General features: G+C 52.6%; 22 protein-coding genes and 2 pseudogenes. 7 read left to right on the top strand and 17 right to left on the bottom strand.

Annotation, left to right across the window (positions count from 1 at the left end):
- Together MKZ07_RS33255 and MKZ07_RS33250 are read left to right on the top strand one after the other, a co-directional pair.
- Positions 1–100: pseudogene (locus MKZ07_RS33255) on the top strand (SpoVR family protein); the annotation flags it as partial.
- Between the two features lie 245 nt (positions 101–345).
- Positions 346–2,760 (top strand): transglutaminase domain-containing protein, encoded by a 2,415-nt coding sequence (locus MKZ07_RS33250; protein ID WP_341029754.1) that lies wholly within the window; start codon positions 346–348, stop codon positions 2,758–2,760.
- Positions 2,761–2,809: 49 nt separating this feature from the next.
- Here MKZ07_RS33250 and MKZ07_RS33245 read toward each other — a convergent pair whose 3' ends face one another.
- From MKZ07_RS33245 to MKZ07_RS33225, 5 genes are all read right to left on the bottom strand, one after another.
- Complete coding sequence (locus MKZ07_RS33245; protein ID WP_341029752.1) at positions 2,810–3,415, bottom strand: DJ-1/PfpI family protein; 606 nt, start codon at positions 3,413–3,415, stop codon at positions 2,810–2,812.
- Between the two features lie 38 nt (positions 3,416–3,453).
- Entirely contained in the window at positions 3,454–4,386 is a 933-nt protein-coding gene (locus tag MKZ07_RS33240; RefSeq protein ID WP_076158956.1) for a VanZ family protein, read from the bottom strand.
- 41 nt (positions 4,387–4,427) lie between these two features.
- Positions 4,428–5,342 (bottom strand): AraC family transcriptional regulator, encoded by a 915-nt coding sequence (locus tag MKZ07_RS33235; protein ID WP_235218563.1) that lies wholly within the window; start codon positions 5,340–5,342, stop codon positions 4,428–4,430.
- Between the two features lie 86 nt (positions 5,343–5,428).
- A complete protein-coding gene (locus MKZ07_RS33230; RefSeq protein ID WP_036700580.1) occupies positions 5,429–5,872 on the bottom strand; it encodes a flavodoxin domain-containing protein in 444 nt (147 codons plus the stop codon).
- A 144-nt stretch (positions 5,873–6,016) separates the two neighbouring features.
- Positions 6,017–6,604, bottom strand: coding sequence for a TetR/AcrR family transcriptional regulator (locus MKZ07_RS33225; RefSeq protein ID WP_036700578.1), 588 nt, complete (start codon positions 6,602–6,604; stop codon positions 6,017–6,019).
- Between the two features lie 161 nt (positions 6,605–6,765).
- Between MKZ07_RS33225 and MKZ07_RS33220 the strand changes: the two genes are divergently transcribed.
- A complete protein-coding gene (locus MKZ07_RS33220) occupies positions 6,766–7,539 on the top strand; it encodes a hypothetical protein (RefSeq protein ID WP_051494017.1) in 774 nt (257 codons plus the stop codon).
- 126 nt (positions 7,540–7,665) lie between these two features.
- On the opposite strand, the gene MKZ07_RS33215 is transcribed toward MKZ07_RS33220, so the two are convergent.
- Positions 7,666–9,561 carry a PrkA family serine protein kinase gene (locus MKZ07_RS33215; protein WP_036700576.1) on the bottom strand — a complete coding sequence of 632 codons (1,896 nt, stop codon included), beginning with the start codon at positions 9,559–9,561 and terminating at the stop codon, positions 7,666–7,668.
- A gap of 170 nt (positions 9,562–9,731) precedes the next feature.
- Here MKZ07_RS33215 and MKZ07_RS33210 point away from each other — a divergent pair.
- A pseudogene (locus MKZ07_RS33210) lies at positions 9,732–10,283 on the top strand (DUF2161 family putative PD-(D/E)XK-type phosphodiesterase); the annotation flags it as partial.
- A gap of 44 nt (positions 10,284–10,327) precedes the next feature.
- Positions 10,328–10,621 (top strand): DUF2161 family putative PD-(D/E)XK-type phosphodiesterase, encoded by a 294-nt coding sequence (locus MKZ07_RS33205; protein ID WP_341029843.1) that lies wholly within the window; start codon positions 10,328–10,330, stop codon positions 10,619–10,621.
- A gap of 673 nt (positions 10,622–11,294) precedes the next feature.
- Here the strand turns inward: MKZ07_RS33205 and MKZ07_RS33200 are convergent.
- The 7 genes from MKZ07_RS33200 to MKZ07_RS33170 form a co-directional block, all read right to left on the bottom strand.
- Positions 11,295–13,196 carry a beta-glucoside-specific PTS transporter subunit IIABC gene (locus MKZ07_RS33200; protein WP_341029749.1) on the bottom strand — a complete coding sequence of 634 codons (1,902 nt, stop codon included), beginning with the start codon at positions 13,194–13,196 and terminating at the stop codon, positions 11,295–11,297.
- A 140-nt stretch (positions 13,197–13,336) separates the two neighbouring features.
- The gene (gene licT / locus MKZ07_RS33195; RefSeq protein ID WP_341029747.1) at positions 13,337–14,188 is read right to left on the bottom strand and encodes a BglG family transcription antiterminator LicT; all 852 of its coding nucleotides are present in this window, start codon (positions 14,186–14,188) and stop codon (positions 13,337–13,339) included.
- A 247-nt stretch (positions 14,189–14,435) separates the two neighbouring features.
- Entirely contained in the window at positions 14,436–15,893 is a 1,458-nt protein-coding gene (locus MKZ07_RS33190; protein WP_341029745.1) for a glycoside hydrolase family 1 protein, read from the bottom strand.
- 225 nt (positions 15,894–16,118) lie between these two features.
- Positions 16,119–16,892: a hypothetical protein gene (locus MKZ07_RS33185; protein ID WP_341029741.1), complete on the bottom strand. Its 774-nt coding sequence runs from the start codon at positions 16,890–16,892 to the stop codon at positions 16,119–16,121.
- 31 nt (positions 16,893–16,923) lie between these two features.
- Complete coding sequence (locus MKZ07_RS33180; protein WP_200869238.1) at positions 16,924–17,625, bottom strand: ABC transporter ATP-binding protein; 702 nt, start codon at positions 17,623–17,625, stop codon at positions 16,924–16,926.
- A 242-nt stretch (positions 17,626–17,867) separates the two neighbouring features.
- The gene (locus tag MKZ07_RS33175; RefSeq protein ID WP_036697740.1) at positions 17,868–19,085 is read right to left on the bottom strand and encodes an aminotransferase-like domain-containing protein; all 1,218 of its coding nucleotides are present in this window, start codon (positions 19,083–19,085) and stop codon (positions 17,868–17,870) included.
- Between the two features lie 67 nt (positions 19,086–19,152).
- Positions 19,153–19,809 carry a response regulator transcription factor gene (locus MKZ07_RS33170; RefSeq protein ID WP_036697743.1) on the bottom strand — a complete coding sequence of 219 codons (657 nt, stop codon included), beginning with the start codon at positions 19,807–19,809 and terminating at the stop codon, positions 19,153–19,155.
- Between the two features lie 283 nt (positions 19,810–20,092).
- On the opposite strand from MKZ07_RS33170, the gene MKZ07_RS33165 reads away from it, so the two are divergent.
- Positions 20,093–20,500 carry a hypothetical protein gene (locus MKZ07_RS33165; protein ID WP_036697746.1) on the top strand — a complete coding sequence of 136 codons (408 nt, stop codon included), beginning with the start codon at positions 20,093–20,095 and terminating at the stop codon, positions 20,498–20,500.
- The gene (locus MKZ07_RS33160) at positions 20,497–21,564 is read left to right on the top strand and encodes a phosphodiester glycosidase family protein (RefSeq protein WP_036697748.1); all 1,068 of its coding nucleotides are present in this window, start codon (positions 20,497–20,499) and stop codon (positions 21,562–21,564) included. The genes MKZ07_RS33165 and MKZ07_RS33160 overlap by 4 nt, the downstream gene beginning before the upstream one ends.
- 385 nt (positions 21,565–21,949) lie before the next feature.
- On the opposite strand, the gene MKZ07_RS33155 is transcribed toward MKZ07_RS33160, so the two are convergent.
- From MKZ07_RS33155 to MKZ07_RS33140, 4 genes are all read right to left on the bottom strand, one after another.
- Complete coding sequence (locus MKZ07_RS33155) at positions 21,950–22,204, bottom strand: AbrB/MazE/SpoVT family DNA-binding domain-containing protein (protein ID WP_036697751.1); 255 nt, start codon at positions 22,202–22,204, stop codon at positions 21,950–21,952.
- A 158-nt stretch (positions 22,205–22,362) separates the two neighbouring features.
- Positions 22,363–22,827 carry a tRNA (uridine(34)/cytosine(34)/5-carboxymethylaminomethyluridine(34)-2'-O)-methyltransferase TrmL gene (gene trmL, locus MKZ07_RS33150; protein WP_036697752.1) on the bottom strand — a complete coding sequence of 155 codons (465 nt, stop codon included), beginning with the start codon at positions 22,825–22,827 and terminating at the stop codon, positions 22,363–22,365.
- A 249-nt stretch (positions 22,828–23,076) separates the two neighbouring features.
- A complete protein-coding gene (gene serC / locus MKZ07_RS33145; protein ID WP_036697795.1) occupies positions 23,077–24,168 on the bottom strand; it encodes a 3-phosphoserine/phosphohydroxythreonine transaminase in 1,092 nt (363 codons plus the stop codon).
- A gap of 106 nt (positions 24,169–24,274) precedes the next feature.
- The gene (locus tag MKZ07_RS33140) at positions 24,275–25,159 is read right to left on the bottom strand and encodes a hypothetical protein (protein WP_036697754.1); all 885 of its coding nucleotides are present in this window, start codon (positions 25,157–25,159) and stop codon (positions 24,275–24,277) included.
- Positions 25,160–25,183 lie beyond the last annotated feature (24 nt).

Here is a 25,183-nt window from a genome sequence, read left to right as displayed (position 1 = left end):
TGCCCTCTGGGGCCGTACCGTGCATCTGCAGACCGTCGTAGAAGACAAAAACGCTCTGTTCACCTATGACGGCAAAAAGGTGCAGCGGCGGTTTATGTAAAGAAACATATGGGTTCGCACAATAAGCCGCAGTGTAGTTGCTATGTGCAATTACGCTGCGGCTTGTTTTTGAATGGTATTAGATTGGGAGATCAAACCCTGCTGCAAAAAATACTTAAATATAAATTATCCCAATTTTGTTTTAATAGTATCCGAATGGGTTATATATCTCCTGTGATTTATAATGGGTAATTCTGGATGGTCCATGGTTACCCTCATACAGAAACCAGACGGGAGAGGACGTTAGTGAAAGTGAAACAACTGGCAATACTGCTACTCATCATGTGTGTGATTCTGACAGGCTGCATGGGGGGCAGCAAAGAAGGAAGTCCAGCGCCTTCATCCAGCCCGGCAGCCACGGCAACTGCTGAGACAAAGAACACTTCGGAGAACCCTCCGCCTGAGGCTTCACAGACCGTGTACGATCTGAAGCAGAAGTATGATTCAGACGAAGCAGATCACAGTCCGGGCATCATGCCTATGTATAATGTGGAGCAGGATATGGAATTCATCTTCAGATTCAATACTGATCTTGGTTCCGAAGCCATCGGCAAGACGTTATCCGTACATACCGATATCAAGGCACTCCCGGAGAGCAAAGTCGGGACCCTTGAGGACTCACAGCTTGTTGACGGCAAAAGCGTATACTCCATCAAGCCGCTCGGCTTCGGCGTTCTTCCCTCCGATTCCCTGCGCGCTACCGGAGCCAGCTCCTGGGGGAACGCGCCTGTCTACTACATCCGGCTCAATTATGACCTGGATGCCAAGTCGCCAACTCTGCTGAAGCAGCCGGTGATCATTCCGTTCACGGTGAAGTCGGATCTTCCTGTGCCGAACCTGCAATCCGACATCAGTCTGGACGGCAGATTAACCCTGGTCTGGGATGAGGTGCCGGGTGCAGAGAGCTATAACATTTACAGTGCTTCCCACATTACGATGGAGAACACGAATGAGCCGCTCAGCGGTGCGGAGCAAGGCTACGCGGATCAGCGTCCGCTGCTGATTGCAACAGTGAAGGGCAACTCGTATAACGACTTCATGAAGGATGGACGCGGTGCGCTAGGTGTAGTAGATGAGACCATTACCAGCATACAGAATAACAATGTGCAAGGTGAATATTACGTCACTGCCGTTCAGGGGGACAAAGAATCCCGGTTCAGCCGCTCGGCAGATACCGTGGCGTTATCCAAACGTCTGCCGCGCACTGTGGCTCCTGAGGATAACATCAACCTGAAATTGTACAAGAATGCCACAGAGCTGCCCAAAACCGTTCCTGTTCAGTTCATTGACGGCTCCAAAGCCTCAGTAACAGTGATGTACGACACCGAAGCTGTGACTCTTAAGGCTTCCGGTCCAACTGATGTCCCGTACACGCTTCAAGGTACTGCGCTCAAAGGATATGTTCAGGTTGCGCAATTGACGGAAGCGGATATTGCCAGTCTTGCCGCCGCCCAGAGCAACAAGGCGAACCCGGGATATGTGGAGCCGCAGAATGACACAGATTATGTGCCTGCACCTGATATACCAACTATCATCGACAACAACGATAGCGGGAACGCCAGTGAAGCTGGAGATAATGTCATCGACCAGCAAAAAGAAAATACCAAGAGCAAGGTAGAAGAAGGCAACAAGCAGGCGGTTCCAGGCACCACGATACGGGCTGACCTCATTCATGCAGACTCTGCGCTGGAGGAATACCTCGCGTTATCCCTTATGAATGGCGAGACCGAAATTTCGCTGCAAGCCTTCCCGGAGGCGCAGAATGCCCGCACCCTGGTGGATGTGATTGAGAAGGTGGTCTACCAGAACCCGCTCATTCTCGGCTTCCGCGGTTATGGCTACGATTACGAGAAGCTGACGTTGAATGTCAAGTATGATGATTCTGCCGAGTCCATCCGCACCAAGCAGAAGGAGATTCTTGCCGAAGCAGATAAAGTAATCGCGGCTACGATCAAGGAAGGCATGAGTGCAGATGAGAAGCAGATGGCGATCTATAATTATCTGAATGATAACACCGTCTATGACGATGCTGCACTGGAGAATGCCAAGGAGCAGGAGTTCAAGACAGTAGATGCGAAGTATAACGATTCTTTCAATACCTATGGCATTCTGGTTAAAAAAGTCGGCGTATGCATGAGCTATGCCCATACCTTCCAGCTGCTCTCGGATCTCGTCCAGGTCCCTTCGATGGTCGTCACAGGAACCATGAGCGGTGTGAATCACGCCTGGAACAAGGTGAAGATCGGCGACGAATGGGTCAATGTTGACCCGACCAATAACGCCACCAATACTGGACTTCCTTATCTGCTCTATAACTCCAATGATGCTACAGCCACCGATGTAGAGTATGTGATGGACAAGGCCTACTGGCTGGACCATGAGCTGCCTCTGTTCAAGGCCACCAGCAATGCCTACGATTATTATGTGACGCAAGGACTTGAGGTAGATTCTCTCGAAGCCTACAAGACTAAGCTGGCCGAACAGCTGAAGAAAGGCGAGACTCTGGTAGTCCTGCGCGTTCTGGGCAATACCGACAGCTCGAAGCTGATGCAGAAAACCGCCGAGGTCATCAAGCAATACGATGCCACTAAGCTGGATAGTGCAGGCATGGTTGAACTGGGAAGCTACGTGGCGGTTCAATTGGACGCTGCAGCCCCGTAATAACGGACAAAAGAAAGGCAAGCCCTGATGCAGGGGCTTGCCTTTCTGTCTATTCCTCTTCATACGGATAGTAGATATCGCTCAGCTTACCTGACTGATAATAGGGGTACTCCAGTCTTTTTTGCACCTGGAGCGCAGTGTCTGTATCCACTAAGCACTCGATCAGGTAGAGGCCCAGATCGATCGAGGACGTCACTCCGCCTCCGGTGAAGGTGTCGCCGTCCCGGACGGCCCGGGCCTTAATGACTTCCGCGCAGTAAGGGGCTAGCAGATCGTAGGCCGATGAGTTCGTGGTCGCTTTTTTACCCTCCAGGAATCCTGCCGCCCCTAAGAGTAGAGCACCCGTACAGACCGACACTTTGTAGCGTGCGCCTTCTGCCGTCCGTATCCAGCTCATAAAGTCCTCGTCATAGCGGAGTGTCCGGGTCGGCATGCCGCCCGGAAGGAACACCAGGTCGAATGCCCCCAGATCAGGCAGCACCTCATCGGCCTTCATGGTCAACCCCCGGTCATCTGTCACCTCAGCCTTGTTGGCGCAGAAGGTCCAGGATACGTTCTCCTTCGCCTTCAGGATGGCTACCCAGCTCACCGCTTCATAGAACCCCACGAAATCCATGGTGGTCATGCCATCGAACAGTACAAATGCCATTCTCATTACCGTCACCAATCCTCTCGGAGTAGAAGATTAAGTACTCAGTTCCAGATATACTGCATCTTTTTATATCCTACATCCCATACTTTCAAGCCGCCCTTAAGCGTGATCTTCAGCTCTTGCCCCGGCAGAGCCGGCATCTCATATACCACAGGGTACTGTTCAGGATTAGTACGCTGAAAATCTGCAGAATAATTCAAGAATTCCTGGCCATCCCGGGTAATACTGATCTCACCGGAATAATCTGTTGGTTCGGGGTTTCCGAAAGTGAAGCAGAAAGTCGTCTGACCCTCAGACTTGTACGTGAACGTTCTGGACTCTCCGCCTTCAGCGCCATACAGGTTATAGCGGAGCGGTATCTTCTGTCCGTTGATTTGAATGCTGTCCGGTTTGTCTGCGGATGAATTGCCCGAGGTGTCCGTCCATTCCGTGATCGCTGTGAACGGACCCTCTACTTTAGTTATTATTTTGTCTACCGCCTCCCCTAACCCCCATAAAGCTATAAAAAGAACCATAACCGATACAGCCGTTGCCACCAGATTGCGCCCGAGGCTCCGGTAACGGAAACCAAGCTTGTACGCCCCAAAACCCAGAGCTGCTCCAATCGAATTCTGAAGAGCGTCGTTGATATCGAAGCTGCCCAGGAAGGTAAGAGCCTGGATCGTTTCCAGGACAAGAATCGCAATGAAGAATAAGGTGATGAACCGGACGAAGCTGACCCGGTACAGCCATGGAATCAATATACCGAAAGGAATAAACGCAATCGTGTTCCCGAAACCCACCAAATCCATGAGGGTGGGAGGCAGAAGATCAGACGGAGACGGCAGCTTAAGAAAGTTATCGGGCATGAAAATAAAGGTGTAGATGGTATGATCCGAAGCCTCTCCTCTGCCGAAAGCAAAGAACATAAAATAAAGCACAAGCATTGTATACAATACGGTTACAGTTAGTAAAATCTTGCGTTGTTTAGCCATGGTTATCTCCTTTATCTCTATTTTCCACATATTACAATAACCTATTCAATGGTTTCATGAAACCTGCGGCCCCGCACCGGAACATAAATCTCCATCACCGAATCCACACGGGCGTGACAGCGTTCGTCGTAGAACTCAAAGTTCAGCTTATCTTCGTCATGCATATATCCGCTGCCCGGGAACCAGTCTTCGAAGATATATCTCCAGGTACTCTTGACCACCTCGGCAAAAGTCTCCGGTCTCGCCTCATCGGTAGCGTCCACCGGCGGTGTCGTAAATACCGCATACTGCGCCGCAGGCACAACAGCCGTAAGCATGTCAGGAGTAACCTTACTGAAGTCCTCCACTATAACCCCTAGCAGATAGACGGCGTTGCCGCCAGTGTCTGCCGGAATGCACAAGCCAACCTCCCCGTGCTTAGGCGGATTCAGCTTCGCGTACATCTGATCCTCCAGATTGTCGCCCTCATAGTAATACCAGAAGGAAGCGACGTCCTGCGTAGCATTCCCGGCCTCCACATCCGTCTCAATCCCGTACCCCGCTACGTTAAAAGCAGACTTCGCCACCATCACCGGCTCTGCAATATAGTCCTTAATCTCATATTCTAACCGGTCCCGGAGATACCCGCTCATCCGTGCCGCATACTGGGAGGGGCTGTAGCCGTAAGTTTTGCGGAAGGCTTTGGCGAAGCCCCCGGGGGTCTCGAAGCCATATTCCAGCGCAATCTCCGTAATTCTCCGCCCGTTGAACAATTCAACGGCAGCCCGCGACAATCTCCGGGTGCGCACATATTCCATGACCGGCATAGCCTGAGCCTTACTGAACATCCGGCAAAAATGATACAGCGAATACCCTGCATACGCTGCAATCTGCTCCGCTGTCAGCGGGTCCATGAGATGCTCCTCAATATAATCAATCGTCTGCCCGATCTCTCTGCTGTAATTCAGTAACTCCACCGGCCTTTCTGGTCCACATAGGTGAGTCCATTATAGCAGACTGTGGCCGGTTGGACTGTTCCTGTCTTGCTCTATACTCAGCTTATTCAGACAATCTTGTCTAATAAGGCGGCTGCGAAGAGGCGGGCTTTCTCGACATCCAGCTCATCGGGATGCCCTTTTTTATCCAGATTGAAGCCCAGCGGGCTGAACTCCCCGGGACAATGGAACTCACCGATCACGTTGCTGCCCTTCGCCGCCAGCTTGGTCTCAACCAGCACCTGATTCTTGAATTCTCCAGATCCGGAGGTGCAAAAAATAAAGACTTTTTTGTCCCGGAGCGGCATCCTCTTGATGAATTTGAACATCTTGCGGTGGATTTTGGAGGCGTAAATGCCTGAACCAAGGCCAATCAGGTCATATCCGGACAGCATCTCCGGCTTAACGTCCTCTACTTTAGCCAAATCTGCACCCAGCACTTCAGCCATAGCGGCTGCAATCTTCTGTGTGTTCATGCTGCGGCCTGATCTGTAAATAATAATAGTCTTCATAATGGCGCCTCAATTCGTTATTTTATAGAATATGAATGAACTTAATTAAATTCATTCATTTCAAAGCAAAATAAAATGCCCAGTACATCCCTGAACATTTAATAGTGTATTCTGCAGCAAGCCAAACGAAACCATAGATCTGTGTCAATGCTGTGTATCCGTCAAGCCTTTCATAATGAATTCAACTAAATAATCCAGGATCTGCGGGAAATAGCTAACCCCTATCTCTTCCTTGTGAATGTCGATATACGGCACAGAGTTGAACAAGGCAAGAATCATGCCGTCCGCAAGATCTGTTCTGATCTTCCCCTTGGTCTTCCAGTGCCGGATTAATTCCAGCGTGCCGCTGTTCATCATTTCATGAATACCTTCAATCCCGCCATGCTCATAGAATTCCTTCTCCAGCTTGCTGAAAAGAGCTTTGTTGTACCATTCCTTCAGGATTGGATTCGAATTGATTCCGCTGTAATTAAGCGCCATGATTTCTTTGAGCACTTTGGCAGGCTCGTCGTCCAGATTGACCGAAGATTGCAGGATACTCCGTTTCAGCTTCTCGTTCTCCTGCAGATAAATATCGATGAACAGCTTCTCTTTCGAAGCGTAATAATTGTAGAACGTACCCACAGCGAACCCGCACATTTTGGTGATGTCAGAAATATTGGTGTCCTTGAAGCCCTTGGAGCTGAACAGCTCTTTACCGCATCTGAAAATCTCAGCCTTCTTATCTTCCATCCGTAATCCCTCCGTGACTGAGTGAATAATATATAATTCATTCATAATGTAGCACAGTCATGCAGCCATTACAAATGTACTTTTATATTCAGCTGACACGTATCACTTCCCATTTCGGTGAATAGGCTATTGTAATGAATTCAAGAATGGAGGTATCCCGCATGAATTACAAGAACGAAGATTCGACCCCTTCAGCTCATCCGTCAGGCTATCGGCATCTGCCGCAGCCCTATCCTTATTCGCATTACCACTACCTGGTACGTTCGGGGTCCGCTGAGGAGCCCGTTCCGAGAATTGCTAAGAACGCTGCAACTGCCGGGAATACGCAGACTGTCCGGACCTCCGAACCTCCGGCTGCTGCGAACAATCCGGTGGACGGCCATCCCGGGGCAAGTCAGACCGGCGGAAAGGGAATTCATGTCGATGCAGGAGGCGAGTTAGGGGGTAAACACGGCATCGGTATGAATGCCGGAGGACAACTGGCTTACAGCGGCGCAAGTATGCAGGCAGGCGGCCATATCGGCGGCCCCTCCTATGGCATTGAAGCGCAAGGCGATTCCTATGTCGGTAACGGGCAAGGCATCGGCGTGAATGCTGAAGCCCAGGCCTTCGGCAAATACGGGGTGGCCGCACAGGGCAAGGCCCAGCTTGGCGGCGGGCAGGGCGCAGATGTCCAGATGGGCGCGCAGGCCGGGGGCGAACACGGGCTTAATGCAGATGCAGGTGCTCATCTGGGCCTTAGTCAAGGCGCCGGTTTTGACTCCCATGTTCAGCTAGGCGGCAATAAGGGCATCGGAGCTGAGGCCAATGCTCAGTTCGGCGGCGGCGAAGGCGCAGGCATCGGCGTGGGCGGACAGCTCGGCAAATATAACGGCCAGTTAAGCTTCAAGATTGGCGGCAAGCAGCAGGAGCCTAAGGATTCTCAGGAGGAGTAGAGGCTTCCAAGCGAATAAGGAATCCTCTGATAGCTAGACAACATAAAGGGAATATCCTTAAGCCATCACGATGGCCTGGGATATTCCCTTTTTTTTGCAGAACCCGTATGTCAAAGTGGCGCTGTGTCAGCGGTTCAGCAGGCTTCCGACATATTTCAGCAGCTCATTGGCACAGATTGGGCAGTAGTTGTGCTCGTCGATCAGGCGGCGGCTGACCTCGTTGATCCGTTTAAGCTGGCTTTCATCCGGTGTTTTGGAGGAAGTGGTGATTTTGACAATATCCTTGAGATCCGTGAACAGCTTCTTCTCGATGGCTTCCCGCAGCCGGTCATGATTGTTGTACTCGAACTTCTTGCCCTTGCGGGAATAGGACGAGATGCGGATCAGAATCTCCTCGCGGAAGGCCTTCTTCGCATTCTCCGAAATGCCGATCTGCTCTTCAATGGAGCGCATCAGCCGCTCATCCGGCTCCATCTCTTCATCGGTAAGCGGGTCGCGGATTTTGGACCAGTTGCAGAAGGCTTCAATATTGTCGAGATAATTCTCGAACAGCGTTTTGGCGGATTCTTCAAAAGAGTAGACGAAGGCCTTTTGCACTTCGCTTTTGGCGAGAATATCATATTCCTTACGGGCAATGGAAATAAAATTCAGATAACGCTCGCGCTCCTCCTTCGTAATCGAAGGATGCTGATCCAGACCGTCCTTGATCGCCCGCAGCACATCCAGCGCGTTCATGCACTGCAAATCGCCTTTGATCAGGGCGCTGGAGATACGGTTGATGACATACCGCGGGTCGATGCCGGACATGCCCTCATCCAGGTATTCGGTCTGCATTTCCTTCAGATCTGCTTCCTTGTAGCCCTCGACCTCTTCGCCGTCGTACATCCGCAGCTTCTTGATCAGATCCATCCCCTGCTTCTTGCTCTCCTTAAGCCGCGTCAGGATCGAGAAAATCGCCGCCGCACGCAGCGCGTGAGGGGCAATATGCACATGCTTCATATCGCTCTGGCCGATTAGCTTGGCGTAGATCTTTTCCTCTTCAGAGACGCGCAGATTATAGGGAACCGGCATGACGATCATACGGGACTGGAGCGCTTCGTTCTTTTTATTAGAGATGAAGGATTTATATTCGGTCTCATTCGTGTGGGCAATAATCATCTCATCCGCCGAGATTAACGCGAAGCGCCCAGCCTTGAAATTCCCCTCCTGGGTCAGGGACAGCAGATTCCACAGGAACTTCTCATCGCATTTCAGCATCTCCTGGAACTCCATCAGGCCACGGTTGGCCTTGTTTAGCTCCCCGTCGAAGCGGTAGGCCCGCGGATCGGATTCCGAGCCGAATTCGGTAATGGTCGAGAAGTCGATACTGCCGGTCAGATCCGCGATATCCTGCGACTTCGGATCCGAAGGGCTGAATGTGCCAATCCCCACCCGCTCCTCTTCTGACAACAGCACCCGGGTAACTGCCACCTGTTCGATATCCCCGTGATACTCATTCTTCAGCCGCATCTGGCAGGACGGGCACAGATTGCCTTCAACCCGTACACCAAGCTCCCGCTCAATCTCCGGACGCAGCTCCAGCGGAATCAGGTGCAGCGGGTCCTCATGCATCGGGCAGCCCTCAATCGCATACACCGCACCCGCATCCGTACGCGAATATTGTTCCAGGCCGCGCTTCAGCAGCGTTACGAGCGTCGACTTCCCTCCACTGACCGGTCCCATCAGCAGCAAGATCCGTTTGCGCACATCCAGCCTTCGGGCTGCGGAATGGAAGTATTCCTCCACCAGCTTTTCCACCGCACGATCCAGTCCAAAGATCTCCTGTTCAAAAAACTTATACCGTTTACGTCCGTTGATGTCCTCGACGCCGTGTGACTTGATCATGTCGTATACGCGGGAATGAGCCGTTTTTGCGGGAGAGGGGTCTGCTCTTAGCAGTTCTATATAGTCCTTGAAAGTGCCGCTCCACGCCAAACGGTCGTTCTCAGCCCGATACGAAGCTATACGCTCAAAAATATCCATGGCTCGCTGCCTCCTCTTGCGCTCCTACTTGCTCCACCAAGCTTAGAAAGTGTATTACATACCTATGCGGCGAGCCCGGAATAGTTGACCTCTTTTTTGCTGTGCTATAATAGAGAATCATGAATTCTCTATTATAATTACGCTGCAATCCAGGGCAGGAGTGACAACCAATGGCGATCAAACAGGAAACGGAGCTGTATGCTCCTTTGAAGGGATTTTTTGAACGGCAGGGCTATGAGATCAAGGGCGAGGTGCGTACCTGCGATCTGGTCGGTATCCGGGAGGACGAGCCCCAGCCGCTCATTGTCGAGATGAAAAAATCGTTCAATCTCGCCCTGCTGCTGCAAGGCATTGAACGGCTGCGGCTTAGCCCTAACGTCTACCTCGCGGTAGAACGCGTCAGGGAGAAGAAGGGCGCGGTCAACCAGCGCTGGGGCGAGCTCACCGGGCTATGCCGCCGGCTCGGCCTGGGGCTGGTAACCGTCGTCTTCTACAAGACGAAGGCCCCGCTCGTCGAGGTGCTCGCGGAGCCGGGCGAGGCGCCGCCGCAGGCCCGCAGCGCCGTCCGCCGCCGCGAGCGCTTGCTCTACGAGTTCCGCGAGCGCAGCGGGGACTACAACACCGGCGGCAGCACGCGCGTCAAGCTCGTGACTGCCTACCGCGAGAAGGCGCTGCGCGTGGCCGCCGCGCTGCAGGCCCTGGAGGCCGAAGCCGCCGGAGCGGCCGGCCTCGGCGGGGGCGTGCAGCGCTCGGCGGCGCGCCGGGCATGGCCCTGGCCGCCGGGGAGACGGCGGCCGCGGGTACGGCAGCAGCGGCGGGTGATGCCGCTGCGGGTGCGGGCCCGGCGGCTGCGCACAGCCGGGCGGAGGGCGCGCGCGGCGTCACGCCCGCCGCGCTGCGGAAGCACAGCGGCGTGCCCGGCGCCGCTGCGATCCTGCAGAAGAACTACTATGCGTGGTTCTTCCGGGTGCAGCGCGGCCGCTACACACTCACGGCCGCCGGACAAGCGGCGCTGATCGAGTATGCAAAGGTCGCGGAGATCAGCGCGGGCAAGCTGTAGGCCCGCGCCCGGGCTTGACCGTCCGCAGCTCCATCTGCTGGACACGGGCCGCCACGGCTGCTTATCTGTCCGCTCGCTGCTCACCAGCCGGACGCGGATCGCCGGGCTACCCATCTGTCCGCTCACTGCTCCACCAGCCGGAGCCAGTAAGCCGCACCCGCCTTTACATAGGCATGCCCGCAATCATAAGGCGTTCACGCTCCACCACCCTGCCAATAGTTGGAAAATTAACACATAATTTGTTGAGTTTTTCCCGGCGCAAAAGATTAGTTGGATAAACGACACTTACTTCCCACCATTTTGGCTCAACTAGCATAATTCAGCTAAATAGATGTAATTATTCCAACTATAGTCCCAACTCTCAGGAATGCAGTCAAATTAGATGCTCTTTTTCCACCTATCTCCACAGAACAAGGTTACCTGGACAGGCGCCAACACAATATATTCTGTTTTCTGCACACATTCGGCCAAAAAAAGGAGTTGTCCCCACGCAGACCTGCTGCGGGCGACAACTCCTTAGTACCTTCTCGATCTACTTACCAGACCTATACTCTAGAACATCCTACTTGCTTATACTCCAGCTCTTCGCTTATTCACTCCAAGCCCCCAGCTCTTCACTCATTCACTCCAAGCCCCAGCCATTTGCTAATTCGCACCTGGCCCCTAGCTCATCCTAAGCAAGCACCGTATACAGCAGCTCCTTCTCCTTAACCGAGGTAGCGCCAGCAGACTGGATGGACTGATACTGCTGGATGTTCGTAATAATAACCGGCGTGATCGTGCTGTAGCCAGCCTTCTCGATCTCCACCAGATCGAATTCCATCAGCAGATCGCCGACAGCCACCCGGGTTCCGGCAGTTACCTTCGGCGAGAAATGCAGGCCCTTCAGCTTCACTGTGTCGATGCCGATATGGATCAGCATCTCTGCTCCGCTGTCGCTGACCAGACCAATCGCATGTCCGCTCTTCGAGAGCGAGAACACCGTTCCCTGAACCGGCGAGACTACGCGGCCTTCGGACGGCTGAATCGCATATCCCTTACCCATAATCTCTTCCGAGAAGGCCGGATCGCTCACTTCGCTCAGCGGCTTCACCGCTCCGGCAATCGGACTAAATACCTCTTGATTCACCATCTTAGGCTCAGCAGCAGCGCCGTTTACAGTAGTGTTAGCAGCAGATACATTTACAGACTCAGCAGGAGTCACCGCAGGCGCAGCAGCAGCTTCCTGCTCATCCTCGAAGCCGATAATATAAGTGACAACCGCAGCAACTACCGCCCCGATGGCGAAGCCGATGACCGAATAGACAAAGGTCGCACCGAGAACCATTGGAATGCCGGAGAGTCCGGCGAGTCCGCCGATGACATAGGCTTTTACCTTGAACAAGCTGAGGAACGCACCACCGGCAGCTCCGCCGATCAGGGCAGCGATGAACGGTTTCTTAAGCCGCATATTCACTCCGTACATGGCCGGTTCTGTAATTCCCATGAAGGCCGTAATACTTGTAGACAGGGAGAGGGACTTCAGCTTGCTGTTCTTCGTTCTTAGAGAGACACCAAGCGCACTGCCCGCCTGGGCGAAGTTTGCTACCATCATAATCGGAATCATATAGTCATAACCAAGCTGCGCAATAGATGCGATCATAATTGGAATCAGGGCATAGTGCATCCCGGTAATGATCAACAGGGACATGGTTCCGCCCAGCAGCAGGCCTGCGAACAGTCCCGTATTCTCGAACAGCCAGCTGATGCCTCCAGTCAGGCCATCCCCGATAATAACACCCAGCGGGCCTACGGCAATCAGGGTAAGCGGTACAATGACCAGCAGGGTAACCGTCGGAACGACAATCAGCTTCAGCGAAGCATGGGTTACTTTATCAACGGCTTTTTCCACATAGGAGGCCAGCCATACTGCAATCACAATCGGAATGACAGACGAAGCGTAGGTTGCAGCTACCACCGGCAGTGAAGCGAAGGTAACAGGCTCCCCTGACCCCAGCAGCGTGGTGACGGTCGGATGCAGAATGGCCGCCCCGATCGCAGCAGCGATGTACATATTGCTTCCCAGCTTACGGGCAGCGCTGATGGCCAGAACAATCGGCAGGAAGTAGAAGGCGCCGTCCCCGATCGCCGAGAGTATGATATACGTGGAGTTCTCCGTCCCCATCCAACCCGCCGCTACCAGCAGGGCGACAATCCCCTTGATCATCCCCGCACCGGTAATGGCCGGCAGGATCGGTGTGAAGATCCCCGAGATGAAGTCGAACAGCTTGCTCAGCGGATTCTGCTTCTTTTTCTCCACCTTGTCACCGGAAGCCTTCTTCTCAGGAGAAACGGACATATTGCCAATCAGGTCATTGTAGACCACCGGCACATCATTGCCGATAATGACCTGGAATTGCCCGCCGTTAATCATCACGCCCATAACCCCGTCCGTCTTCTGCAGGGCCGCTTTGTCCGCACGGTTGTTGTCATTCAGGTTGAAGCGCAGACGGGTCATACAATGGGTAACCTGATCGATATTCTCTTCTCCGCCGACAAGCTTCAATATTTCTTTGGACAGCTCTTTTGTATTCATAAGATGTTGCTCCTTAGCTATAGTATGTTTTCCGCAAAAAAAAACCTAAACGCCGATCAGCGGGGAAAGGCAGTCTTCTGCCTCCAGCACTGTCCGGGTTTAGGTTTTGCCTCTGTACCGAGTAGCAATCCTGCACCACATTATTCTGTTATTTCCTCATTGCGGATAATCCGTTCAATATGAATGGTCAGATACAATATTTCTTCCTTGGACAAGACCCTTTTGTATATCTTGCGGGTATAGTCCGCTATCTTCACCGCAACCGCATGGGCAGCAGGGTACTGCTTCATGACCAGATCATGCAGTGCATGATCCTGGTCCTGCTCTTCCATCGGAGTGCCTTGGACCACCCGTTGCGCAAAGAACTTCAGATGGGTCAGGAAGCGGTAATACCCGAGGGATTCTTCATCCAGCTCAATGAGGAAGCTCCGCCGGACAATATTCAAGATGTCCTTCACGATATTCGTGATGCTTACCGTCTCCCGCATCTCACCGTTCATCTGCGCATTCACCAGATGCATCGCGATGAAAGCGCACTCGTCCTCCGGCAGGAGAACACCCAGCCGTTCCTCGATAATTTGCAGCGCCTTGAGTCCAATGGAGAACTCCTTGCGGTACATCCGCTTGATTTCCCACAGCAGCGCATTCTTGATTTGAAGCCCCTGACGGTGACGGTCGATGGCGAAATGGATATGGTCCGTTAGTGAGATATAGATGCTGTCATGCAGCTTCTCCCCGAGCACCGTCTCGGCATAACGGATCACTTCATCGGTGCATTCCACATATTCCAGCGGGATCTCCGAGAGAAGCGACATCAGCTTCTGTGAACCTTCTTTATTCTCCAGGGCGAATACTTTCTCAACCTGGGCATCCTCAACGTCATCCCCGGGCTGCTTTTTGAAGGCGATTCCGCGGCCCATGACGACCCGTTCCTTCCCGCTGGCATCGAGTACGGTGACCACATTGTTGTTGAGCACCTTAGCAATTTTCATTCCATCACCTTACACCGTCAGAGTAATAAAATCCCCCCACCACGCGGGGATACAACATTATTGTGTGAAAAAAGGCAAAACCAAAACGGCATCAAAAGAGTGCCCGTTTCTGGTTTTGCCTGAATGAACAGTAACAATCCAGTTATTCTACCTGTAGCAGCATCTTAGCATATCATTGTAAATATGACAACACTTTTATGAAAACGGTTTATTAAGGCCTGTGCTTCTTAAGCTTGCCCCATTTCAACTACAATATTTCACCGTTCGACGAAATGACCTGCTTGTACCACTCAAACGAATCCTTCTTGCTGCGGTTCAGCGTGCCGCTTCCCGTGTCATCCAGGTCTACATAAATGAAGCCGTAGCGCTTGGACATCTCCGAAGTCGACATGCTCACCAGGTCAATCGGGCCCCAGGCCGTATAGCCCAGCAGCTCCACGCCATCCTTTACCGCTTCCTTCATCTCCTTGACGTGTTCCCGCAAATAATCAATCCGGTAGTGGTCATGAATCGATCCGTCTTCCTCCACCTTGTCATAGGCGCCCAGTCCGTTCTCCACAATGAACAGCGGCTTCTGGTAACGGTCGTACAGGTTGTTCAGCGTAATGCGCAGCCCTACAGGATCAATCTGCCAGCCCCAGTCGGAAGCCTTCAGATACGGGTTCTTGATACCGCCCAGCAGATTCCCTTCCGTGGCCTCACCCTCCGGGCCTGCGGACACAGTGAGCGTCATATAATAGCTGAACGAAATGAAATCTACTGTATTCGCAGCAAGCAGCTCATCATCTCCCGGCTCACGGACAATCTCAATCTGATTCTCAGCAAAATAACGGTTCATATAACGCGGGTACTTGCCGCGCGCATGCACATCCGTGAAGAACAGATTCAGCTGGTCTTCCTGCTGTCTCTTACGCACATCCGCCGGATTGCAGGTATGCGCGTAGCTCTCCATACGGGCCAGCATACAGCCGATCTGCGAGCCCGGAATAATCTCATGTCCCAGCTTGGTAACCAGAGCGCTTGCTACAAACTGATGGTGCAGACCTTGAAAGACCGCTTGCAGCTTGTTCTCCACGCGGTCTGTAAGAATACCGCCGCCGGTATACGGGCTGAACAGCATGACATTGATCTCGTTAAAGGTCAGCCAGTACTTTACTTTATTCCGGTAACGGGTAAATACAGTCTCAGCATACTTCACATAGAATCCGATGACTTCACGGCTGGCCCAGCCGTTATACTTCTGTGTAAGACCGAGCGGTGTCTCATAGTGCGAAAGGGTAACCAGCGGCTCAATGCCGTATTTCAGCAGTTCATCGAATACATCGTCGTAGAATTGCAGACCCTGCTCATTAGGCTCGGCATCATCACCGTTCGGGAAGATCCGGGCCCAGTTAATCGACAGCCGGAACACCTTGAAGCCCATTTCGGCGAATAGTGCAATGTCCTCCTTGTAGCGGTGATAGAAGTCAACGCCTTCACGTTTCGGGAACCAGTCATCCGTCTCTCCGGCAAGAATCCGGGCGATCCGCTCCGAGGAGATCTCCATGGAATGATCCCCCTTGCGCTTATCCTTAGGCACGAAGGCGATCATATCTGCCGTAGACAGCCCTTTGCCGCCCTGATCAAAAGCCCCCTCCAGCTGATTGGCAGCGGTTGCGCCGCCCCATAAGAAATGCTCAGGAAATCCGTTAAGTACTGTAGCCATAGTCCTTACCCCTTTTCATTATGATGTTCCTGCATGGCCTATATAACAGAAAAACCTAAACCTATGGCAAGATCATCGAGCCCGGCGAACGGGTTCAAATCAGTCACCATCAGTTTAGGTTTTGCCTGGCACGGCCAGTAACAATCCGGTAAACGATGTGTTTATGGAAGATTTAATTGACTCCAGCCTAACATAGCATCCGGTAAATTTCAAATGAAAATGCGATCATTTTCCGTGAAGCTCATATTTGCGCCCGTTCAAGAGCGCACTGCCCGCAGCTCCGGCCAGCAGCGCCACCAGCAGGTTCATGCCAACCGACAGCCAGTTAATGGTCTCGTTAATGTTGGACGGCTGCTCCCGCCCCGCCGGGCTAACCGTAAGCAGATTCGCGTATTGCTTGAAGCTGGCCGCGGCTGAGGAACCGATACTGAAATGCTGGCTCCCCCGGATCACCAGAGCGAACTGGATGCCGGTAACAAGGACGATGAGGGCAGCAATGCAGAGGTAGCTCAGCGCAGGCTTACGGAATCTTTTGGCAGCTGCCAGGGCCAGACCAATCAGCGCCAGGCCTGCCGGAAGGCTGCACAGCTTGGAGAGTATGAAGTAGGAGATGCCCAGCGCGGGACTTGTGGAGTGTGCGATCCGCAGCTGGTACAGTCCTTCGGGATTCAAGAAGACATCCAGCAAAGTGGTAGACCAGACTGCGGTAAGACCCAGCATGAAGACAGCAGACTTCACACCGAAGAGCGCAGAGGTTCGCAGCGGCAGCAGATGGTTAACCGGCATCGTCCCCGTGAAGAACTCCTTGTAATAGTCCATGTAGATATAGACCGGCAGCAGAATGCCTATCACCATATTTACCAGCAGAAAGACGAAGGCCATATCCTGTCCCCGGTCAAACAGAAAATACAAATTAGCCAGACCGCTCAAGGCGGTGAAGATAGCAAATACAGCGAAATGCTTCCGGCATTCCAGCTTGAATTGATGCCATTGAACCATGATGTTCTCCCCTTTTCTTATCTTTAACAGATTAAATCAGACGTTTGAATAACTCCTCAATCGGCACACCATGTTCCCGCCGCAGCTCCTCCACGCTCCCCTGCAGCAGCACCTTGCCGTCATTCACGAACACCACATCCGTGAACAGGCTCTCGACATCGTGGATCAGATGCGTACTAATCAGAATCGAGCTGTCCGGGTCGAAGTTATCCAGAATAATCCTTATAATCTTATCCCGTGTGGAAGGGTCCACCGCCGCCAGCGGCTCGTCCAGGACGAACAGCCGGGCCTTGCGCGCGAACACCAGCGAGATACTCACCCGCTCCTGCATCCCTTTGGACAGAGACTTCACTTTATCCTGCAGATTCAGTCCCAGCTCTGCAATCATGCTATACGCCTTCTCCCGCTGAAAGTCGGCAAACGAGTGATCAAAAAAAGCAATGCTCTCTTCAATCGACATCCATGGATACAGGAATTCACGGTCCGGCAGATAAGACACCATTTTTTTGGTTTCCAGGCCGGGGCGTATGCCGCTGACCGTAAGGCTGCCTTTATAATCCCGTAGCAGAGTGACTATCAGCTTCATCAGCGTCGTCTTTCCCGCCCCGTTAGGCCCGAGCAGCCCTACGATTCTACCTGTGGGAATCGTCAGACTGAGTTGGTCTAGCGCGGTCTTCTTCCCATAGCGTTTCGTTACATTCCTGCACTCCAGTACATTCTCCATCGCTTGCATTTCCACATGCATCCCCTTTGATAGGCATTGGTCTCTATTGTGTTTCTTTTCACAATTGATTAGACGCATGTTCTTCATAGACCCCTGCACGCCAAATAACCCCACAAAGTGGAGTTTTAGCTTCGATGATGATTCAGGTAATTTACAGGGGCCCCAAAAAGCCAAAGAAAACCGCCTGCCGTCAAGGCCAAGCGGTCACTTTTCCTACAAGACACCCTATCATTCATGCTCTTGATGGTTTCCTAGCTGCGGGCCGTAAACTCAGTCACCGCTTCACTCATCAGGTTCATCCCTAGCAGCAGCTCATCCCGGCCGGGATGGCTGAAGTTGAGCCGGATGCGGTCTGAGCCGCCACTTACACTACAGAGCGGACCAGGCAGGAAGGCTACGCCCTTGGATAGCGAAGCACGCAGCAAAGCCATCGCGTCCAGCCCTTCGGGCAGCGATACCCAGAGGAACATGCCGCCGGCCGGCATGTCGTAGACACTGTTCTTCCAGGCCGGACGCTTCAGCAGCTCCGCCATCAGCTTCAGGCGGGTATTGTATTCGCGGTTCAACAGCGTGATATGCTCCCGCAGATCAAAGGCCGATACACTGAGCAGATGATGCAGCAGCCGCTGGTTCAGCGAGCTGGACTGCCAGTCCGCCATCTGCTTGGCGGCAGCCATCATGCCGATCAGCTCGCGGCTTCCTGCCGCCCAGCCCGTCCGCAGCGCCGGCGCGACAGTCTTGCTGAAGGAGCCGATGTACAGCACATGCCCGCCTTCGCTGACATTCTCCAGTGCGTATAGAGTAGGATATTTCTTGGAGGGATGGCCCTCACTCCGCTGGAAGTGCAGATCGCCGTAGGAATCATCCTCTACGATCAGCACATTATGTGAGATGCACAGCTCCAGAATCTCTTGCCGCCGGGCAAGGCTCCAGAGCACTCCGCTGGGATTGGTGAAGCTTGGCGCAGCGAACAGCATCTTGGGCCTATAGCTGCGGATCGTTCGGCGCAGATGATCCGGCAGCAGGCCATCCCCATCCCCCTGGACCGGAATAATGACGGCTCCCTGCATCCGCAGCGCCTGCAGAATACCGGGAGACGTCGGATTCTCAACCAGCACATGATCCCCGGGATCGATATACACCCTGGACAACAGATCGATGGCCTGCTGACTGCCCGTTGTCAGCAGCACTCCGCCTTCGGCTACCGCCACTCCTTTGCTGCGGAGCCAATCTCCAGTCAGCCATTCGCGGAGCGGGCCATACCCCTCAGGCTCCCCGTACTGCAGCGCACTTGCATCTGTGGAGATAACAGTAGATGCCGCCTCAGACAGCAATGACAGCGGAAATAATTCTTCTGCCGGGAGCTCCTCTGCCAGTGAGATCAGCGTGCCCCGGCGTGTCTCCTTACGGATACTCAGCAGCGGTGAAGATAACAATGTATGTGCGCGCGAAGAAAACTCATACTTCATACGCTTCCCCCCTTTATCTGGTTTAAGAATATTCCAGTTCTGACGCCATTATGTCGTAATACAGGGATTATGCGTAGATTTGCTTGTTCTGTCTTGAGAAAAGCGCGAACTTCTCAATCGCCTGCGCTCTTGTCGATACTTCCAGCTTCACATAAATCTTGCGCAGGTAGTTATCGATTGAACGGCGGCTGACTTCAATTTCAAGTGCGATTTTGTCGTATGTAATTCCTTGCACAATGCGTTCCATGATGAACATCTCAGTCTGTGTCAGCTGCAAGACACCTTCCAGCCCTCTGGAGGAGGCTACCGGACGGAAGCCCTTTTCGATCCACTCCAGCGGAATGGAGAGGAACCCTTCGCGGATGCCGCGGATCATCTGCAGAAGCTGACCCGGAGTGGCTCCCTTCGACAATACCCCGCTCGCTCCCAGTTCAATCAGGGGCAGGAATATTTCCTTATCGTTCTCCTCCGTCATGATAATAATGTGGGAGCACGGTGAGCTTTTTTTCATTTCCGGCAGCACCTCCTCTACGGTTCCATCATGCATCTGATAATCACTCAGTACCAGATCAGGCCGGGATTCCTCCATGCCCGCGAGACATTCCTCCCAGGTAGCGTACATTCCGTCTACCGTCAGTCCCTCCTCATCTTCCAGTATTAATTTTGTTCCCAGCATACTTGTGGGATGACATCCCACGATGACCACCTGCCAGACCTTCGTCATTAATGCCCAGACCTCCTGCTATCTATATAATTTTCCAGAATGGAAAGCGCTGTAAGCGTTTCCTGTCAACACGCAAGCAAGGATCTATGCTGTCCTAAGTCTATTCTTCCTTCTTTTACCTTGAATACGTCCATCAGATATTCCAATCTATAGAAATTGTATCGCAGTAGTTTAACAGGATGCAATTACTTTTTGTCGTTTCTGCGCGGCTCTTTCACTTTTGCGAAAAACCTGAAAGTCTGATAGAATGAGAACTTGAAAAAATATGGCTTGAGGTGATGAAATGCAACCGCTAGCGGAATCGACCCGGGTACACTCTCGCCGGAGTGCAGAGAGAAGCGGCTCGTCCGTCAAATGGTTTCTACTGTTCTGGATTCTGATGATCGCGCTCGGCATATATGCCGTATACAGCTACACCAATCATCTGAAAGACCAGGTGCTGAGCGAGCTTGGATCTCAAAGCCAGCAGCAGCTTACCGTTTTGAAGACCGACTACGAGTCCAAGATTGCCGTCCTGTCAGAACAAGTGAAGGAGCTTCAGAGCACCGTGCAGACATTCAACGAGCTGCTGACCTTCACCAAGGATAATGCCAGCAACAAGACGGACAACAGCAACAAGCTGTACACGCAATTAAGCGAGGTCAAGAAACAGCTTGATACGCTCAAGAAAGAGATGGATCTGCTGAAATGATGACTCCTGTCAAAAGAGTGAACCGGTTCTTCATGCTCCTGACTGCTCCATTGTTCGGACTGCTGCTCTGTCTGTGGCTGTACCAGCCCCCGCTTGAGCTTAAACTGAATACCGCCCCCTTCGCAGCTGACCCCGGACCCGTGAATGAAACCGCCCAATTGAAGCAGGACCTGGCTGTGGCCAAGAGCTATGCCGCTTACACCATAGACTCTATCGGCACCAGCGCACAGCTCTACAAGCAGACCACCAATGCTATGAACGCATTGGTCAGCACAGCAGCAGCCCAGACCTCCCGTCCCGAGCGGATCTACAACAGCCGGATTAGTTCCCGGCTCGGCATTCCCGCCGATGTGATCAGCAGCGACCGGATTACCATCGAATTATACCGGCTGAACCCCGGCAACTATACAGCGTACGCAATGAAGATTAAGCTGAAGGATTCCTCAGCCATGAAGATGAGCCTGGCCGGTGACGGCACAGGCGCTTCGGAGACCACCATGCAGGCCGTGAACCGTTACGGCGCCTCGGCCGGTATTAACGCCGGCGGGTTCGCTGATCAGAACGGCAAGCGTTATCCGCTCTCGACTACCATCGTAGGCGGACAATATCTGTACGGGTTCGAGCCCAGCTACAAGGATCTCAGCTTCGTCGGCCTGAACAAGTCCGGCCAGCTGATCGGCGGCAAGTTCACCAGCCGTGACCAGCTCGATCAGTTGGAGCCGGTATTCGGGGCAACCTTCGTCCCCGTGCTTCTGAAGAATCAGAGCAAGACCGCCATTCCACTGAAGTGGCAGCTGGCCCCGAAGCGGGCACCGCGCACCGTCATCGGCAACTATAAGGACAATCAGCTGCTGATTCTGGTCGCTGACGGATATAACGAGAACGGCAACTCGGGAGCTACGCTGGCTGAGCTGCAGGATAAGCTGTACAATCTCGGCGTCATCGATGCTTATAACCTGGATGGCGGCGGCTCATCGTCCATGATTTTTCGCGGCAAGGTCATCAACAAGCCTTCAGACGGCAATCTGCGCCGCGTCCCGACCAACTTCCTGTTCTTCAAGTAACCCCAAGTATAACCGTCAATGCTAAATATCACATTTTCATTTATTTTTACAGGTTAAAAGGGTATACTCAGGGTAACGAAGATCGTCAATAATGGAGGTGCCTGTATGTCGTTCTCCCTGACTTTTTGGATCGTGACCCTGGTATTCGTAATGTTTCTGGCCGGTATTCTTACTTCTTCCTACAACGACGACAAGACTAAGGGGCTGTAACCCGCCCTCCGCAAACAATCTGCCGGACGTATACCACAAAAAGGAGCACCGCACTGATGTGCGGCGCTCTTTTTGTGTTCTTCACTATTCACTGAAGCCGAGTCCAACCAGCATCCATGTTATAAGACGCCGCGTAAGCGTTTTACCCTATGTAGATAATTGATGCGCTCTACGCTTACGCGTGTTTTGGCAGTTGGGTCATCTCAGTAAGGCAGCTTGAACAAATGTAACGGTCTTTATATTCGCTTACGCCTTCCATAGATCCGCAGAAGACACACTTCGGACGGTAACGCTCCAGAATAATATGGTCGCCCTGAACGAGAATTTCTACAGGATCACCTTCATTCATTTGATACCTTTTACGCAGAGACTTAGGCAGAACAATTCTACCCAGCTGATCTACTTTACGTACAACGCCAGCAGGTTTCATATCTAACTTACACTCTCCTGTTCAACTTATGATTAGTAGTGCCATTCCATTTCTGACTTCCAAGTTCACGTACCCTATTACTTTCTTCGGCACTAATCAACTATTTCGTTACTAAAATGTCGAATCCTGCTGAAAAAAATAAAAAATGATGTCAACTTTTAGAAAAGTTGTGGGAAATCCAGTTGCCGGAGCGCTTCATAGACCACAATTGCTGCTGAATTGGACAAATTAAGCGATCTGACCGCCTCACTCATCGGCATCCGCATCGCCGTTTCCTGACCAGCCTCTAGGATCTCAGCCGGCAAGCCCTTGGTTTCTTTCCCGAACACGAAGAAATCTCCATCCCGGAAGGCGAAATCACTATAGCGCTTCTTGGCCTTGGTGGTCGCGTAGAAGAACCGCCCTTCCTGATACTTCTCCAATACTTCACTGAAGGAATTATGATATTCAATATTCACCGCATGCCAATAATCGAGTCCGGCACGCTTCAGCGTAGCATCATCTGTGCGGAAACCCAGCGGGTGTACGAGGTGGAGATGAGTACCTGTCGCCGCACAAGTACGGGCGATATTGCCGGTATTCGCCGGAATTTCCGGTTCCACCAGCACAATGTGTAATGCCATAAGTCGAATGCTTCCTCTCTGTAGGGTCTTAAGGACTGCGGCGGAGTATGTACCCGCAGCGCCTTCCTTGTCCCTGTGATGTATTCTTGCTGCTTGCAGGTACAGGCCGGGCTCAGGTGATTCTGGCTATGGGCAAAATAACCCCACAAAGTGGGGCTTTAGCGTAGGGTGATGACTCAGGTACTTTGCGGGGACCCCAAAACATATAAACCTTCCGCTGCCAGGCGGAAGGTCAGGAACGTTCTTAGATTACCCTTGGGTTTGCTGGAAATGCTTCATGAAATCAGCCAGCGCCTTCACGCTCTCATGTGGGACGGCGTTGTAGATCGAAGCCCGTAAGCCGCCTACGCTGCGGTGTCCCTTGAGGCCGACAAAGCCTTCCGCTTCGGAAGCTTTGATGAACTGCTTCTCCAGCTCCTCCGATTGCATCCGGAACGTTACATTCATGATGGAACGGCTGCCTTCTTCCGCAACTCCGCGGTAAAAGCCGCCGCTGCCGTCGATATAATCATACAGGAGACCTGCTTTGTCACGGTTCTTGGCTTCAGTGCCGGCAAGCCCGCCCTGTTCCTCAATCCATTTTAACACTTCGTTAACCATATATACAGAGAAGGATGGCGGCGTATTGTAGAGAGAGTTGTTCTTGTAATGAGTATCATACCGCAGAATCGTTGGAATATTCGCCGGAGAACTGGAAATCAGCTCTTCCTTGGCTATCACTACGGTGACGCCCGACGGTCCGAGATTCTTCTGTGCACCGGCATAGATCAGGCCGAATTGGTTCACATCGAAGTCGCGGCTCAGAATATCACTGGACATATCAGCAACCAGCGGAATGTTACCGGCATCAGGATATTGTGCATACTGCGTGCCTTCAATCGTCTCATTCGAGGTGATGTGCAGGTAAGCCGCATTGTCCGCAGCCTTGATGCTGCTTAGCTCGGGAATAGCCAGGAATTTCTTGTCTGCCGAGGATGCGGCTACATGCCCGCCGCCTGTCAGCTTGGCTTCCTTCAGGGCTTTGTCCGCCCAGCTTCCTGTCATGACATAGCTGCCAACCTGGCCTTCAGCGATAAGGTTCAGCGGAACCATGGCGAACTGTGTGCTTGCTCCGCCCTGGATGAACAATACCTTGTAGCCCTGCGGATTGCCGAGGAGCGAAAGCAGGCGTTCCTGAGCTTCATTATGCACGGATTCGTATATCGCCCCACGGTGCGACATCTCCATAATGGACATTCCGCTCTCCCGGAATTCAACGAACTCCGCCTGTGCACGTTCCAATACTGCCAGCGGCAATGCTGCCGGACCGGCATTAAAATTGTATGCTCTCTTGCTCAAAATAACTCCCACCCTTTCTCTCCTATGAATATGGATATCGCTATGATAGCAGATAACGATAAACACCAGCAAGTATAATTATTCACATATGAGGTAAGCTAGACCGCATTCAGGAGACCGAAAACAGGTAGCAGCGGCTCCACACCTTGCTGTGACGCGGTAAAATAGTGATGTCAGCAAAAACCTCAGGTGAAATTACATGCTTGTCTCCCCACAGCGCAATCCGCTCAGCAGCGAAATCTCCGCTCTCTCTGATGCAGGCACCAGTAGGCTTATGGATCAGCTCCCAGTAATAACCTGCCTCCGCCTGCTCCCAGCCTTCGAGTCTGCAATAGAATTGGCGGTTCGTTTCCCCGGCCCAAGTCAGGCTATTCCCGTCTATGCTGAGCAAATTCTCCGTATACGCCGATTCCGCGTCCACGATCTTCGGCGTTCCCGGCAGCCTAAGCTCATAATCCGTCCCTACGGGTGCCCCATCAATACCGACAAAATTATGAATATACTCTTCAATCCGCAGCACTTCAGTCCCTGTATTCTCTACCCTGTAGGAAATGTCCAGCCGGTTCCCTTCCAGCTTCAGCGTCTTGACCAACCGCATACTGTAGCCCCGGCATTCCAGCGGCTGCACAGTGTATGTAACCGATTGTCCGCTCCACTCCTCACTAATCGGGAATGGCTTAAGCGGATACTCTCCAATGAATGAATAGGGCTCATCGCTCTGCTTCTGCAGTAGTCCGATACCGAATTTGGGGAACCATTCCCCTGCAGCAGCATCCTCATAGCCAATTGCCCGGGAAATGCCAAATTCATTGCAGAGGCCTATGCCTCCCGTACCCTGCCCGGGCACCAGACTTTCCGGAACGCAAAAGGTATGTCCGCCCTGCTCCAGCTTCACTCCTGTAATAAATCCCGTCCAGTCAAAACGGGTCCCCCCGTAAGCTCCCACATCAGCGATCTCTACTGTCAGTACTCCGTTGGATAGTATACGTGTCATTGATCTCTTTCCTTTCTGTCCTGG

The sequence above is a fragment of the Paenibacillus sp. FSL P4-0338 genome (assembly GCF_038002365.1).
Lineage (GTDB): Bacteria > Bacillota > Bacilli > Paenibacillales > Paenibacillaceae > Paenibacillus_AQ.
The sequence above is the reverse complement of the archived record's forward strand: the minus strand, read 5'-3'. Positions and strand labels throughout refer to the sequence as shown.

Excerpts from the sequence above, each read along its gene's own strand:
- MKZ07_RS33245 (WP_341029752.1), bottom strand. The coding sequence starts at position 3,415 with ATGAGAATGGCATTTGTACTGTTCGATGGCATGACCACCATGGATTTC.
- MKZ07_RS33240 (WP_076158956.1), bottom strand. The coding sequence starts at position 4,386 with ATGGCTAAACAACGCAAGATTTTACTAACTGTAACCGTATTGTATACA.
- MKZ07_RS33230 (WP_036700580.1), bottom strand. The coding sequence starts at position 5,872 with ATGAAGACTATTATTATTTACAGATCAGGCCGCAGCATGAACACACAG.
- MKZ07_RS33225 (WP_036700578.1), bottom strand. The coding sequence starts at position 6,604 with ATGGAAGATAAGAAGGCTGAGATTTTCAGATGCGGTAAAGAGCTGTTC.
- MKZ07_RS33220 (WP_051494017.1), top strand. The coding sequence starts at position 6,766 with ATGAATTACAAGAACGAAGATTCGACCCCTTCAGCTCATCCGTCAGGC.
- MKZ07_RS33215 (WP_036700576.1), bottom strand. The coding sequence starts at position 9,561 with ATGGATATTTTTGAGCGTATAGCTTCGTATCGGGCTGAGAACGACCGT.
- MKZ07_RS33205 (WP_341029843.1), top strand. The coding sequence starts at position 10,328 with ATGGCCCTGGCCGCCGGGGAGACGGCGGCCGCGGGTACGGCAGCAGCG.
- MKZ07_RS33200 (WP_341029749.1), bottom strand. The coding sequence starts at position 13,196 with ATGAATACAAAAGAGCTGTCCAAAGAAATATTGAAGCTTGTCGGCGGA.
- licT (WP_341029747.1), bottom strand. The coding sequence starts at position 14,188 with ATGAAAATTGCTAAGGTGCTCAACAACAATGTGGTCACCGTACTCGAT.
- MKZ07_RS33190 (WP_341029745.1), bottom strand. The coding sequence starts at position 15,893 with ATGGCTACAGTACTTAACGGATTTCCTGAGCATTTCTTATGGGGCGGC.
- MKZ07_RS33185 (WP_341029741.1), bottom strand. The coding sequence starts at position 16,892 with ATGGTTCAATGGCATCAATTCAAGCTGGAATGCCGGAAGCATTTCGCT.
- MKZ07_RS33180 (WP_200869238.1), bottom strand. The coding sequence starts at position 17,625 with ATGCAAGCGATGGAGAATGTACTGGAGTGCAGGAATGTAACGAAACGC.
- MKZ07_RS33175 (WP_036697740.1), bottom strand. The coding sequence starts at position 19,085 with ATGAAGTATGAGTTTTCTTCGCGCGCACATACATTGTTATCTTCACCG.
- MKZ07_RS33170 (WP_036697743.1), bottom strand. The coding sequence starts at position 19,809 with ATGACGAAGGTCTGGCAGGTGGTCATCGTGGGATGTCATCCCACAAGT.
- MKZ07_RS33165 (WP_036697746.1), top strand. The coding sequence starts at position 20,093 with ATGCAACCGCTAGCGGAATCGACCCGGGTACACTCTCGCCGGAGTGCA.
- MKZ07_RS33160 (WP_036697748.1), top strand. The coding sequence starts at position 20,497 with ATGATGACTCCTGTCAAAAGAGTGAACCGGTTCTTCATGCTCCTGACT.
- MKZ07_RS33155 (WP_036697751.1), bottom strand. The coding sequence starts at position 22,204 with ATGAAACCTGCTGGCGTTGTACGTAAAGTAGATCAGCTGGGTAGAATT.
- trmL (WP_036697752.1), bottom strand. The coding sequence starts at position 22,827 with ATGGCATTACACATTGTGCTGGTGGAACCGGAAATTCCGGCGAATACC.
- MKZ07_RS33140 (WP_036697754.1), bottom strand. The coding sequence starts at position 25,159 with ATGACACGTATACTATCCAACGGAGTACTGACAGTAGAGATCGCTGAT.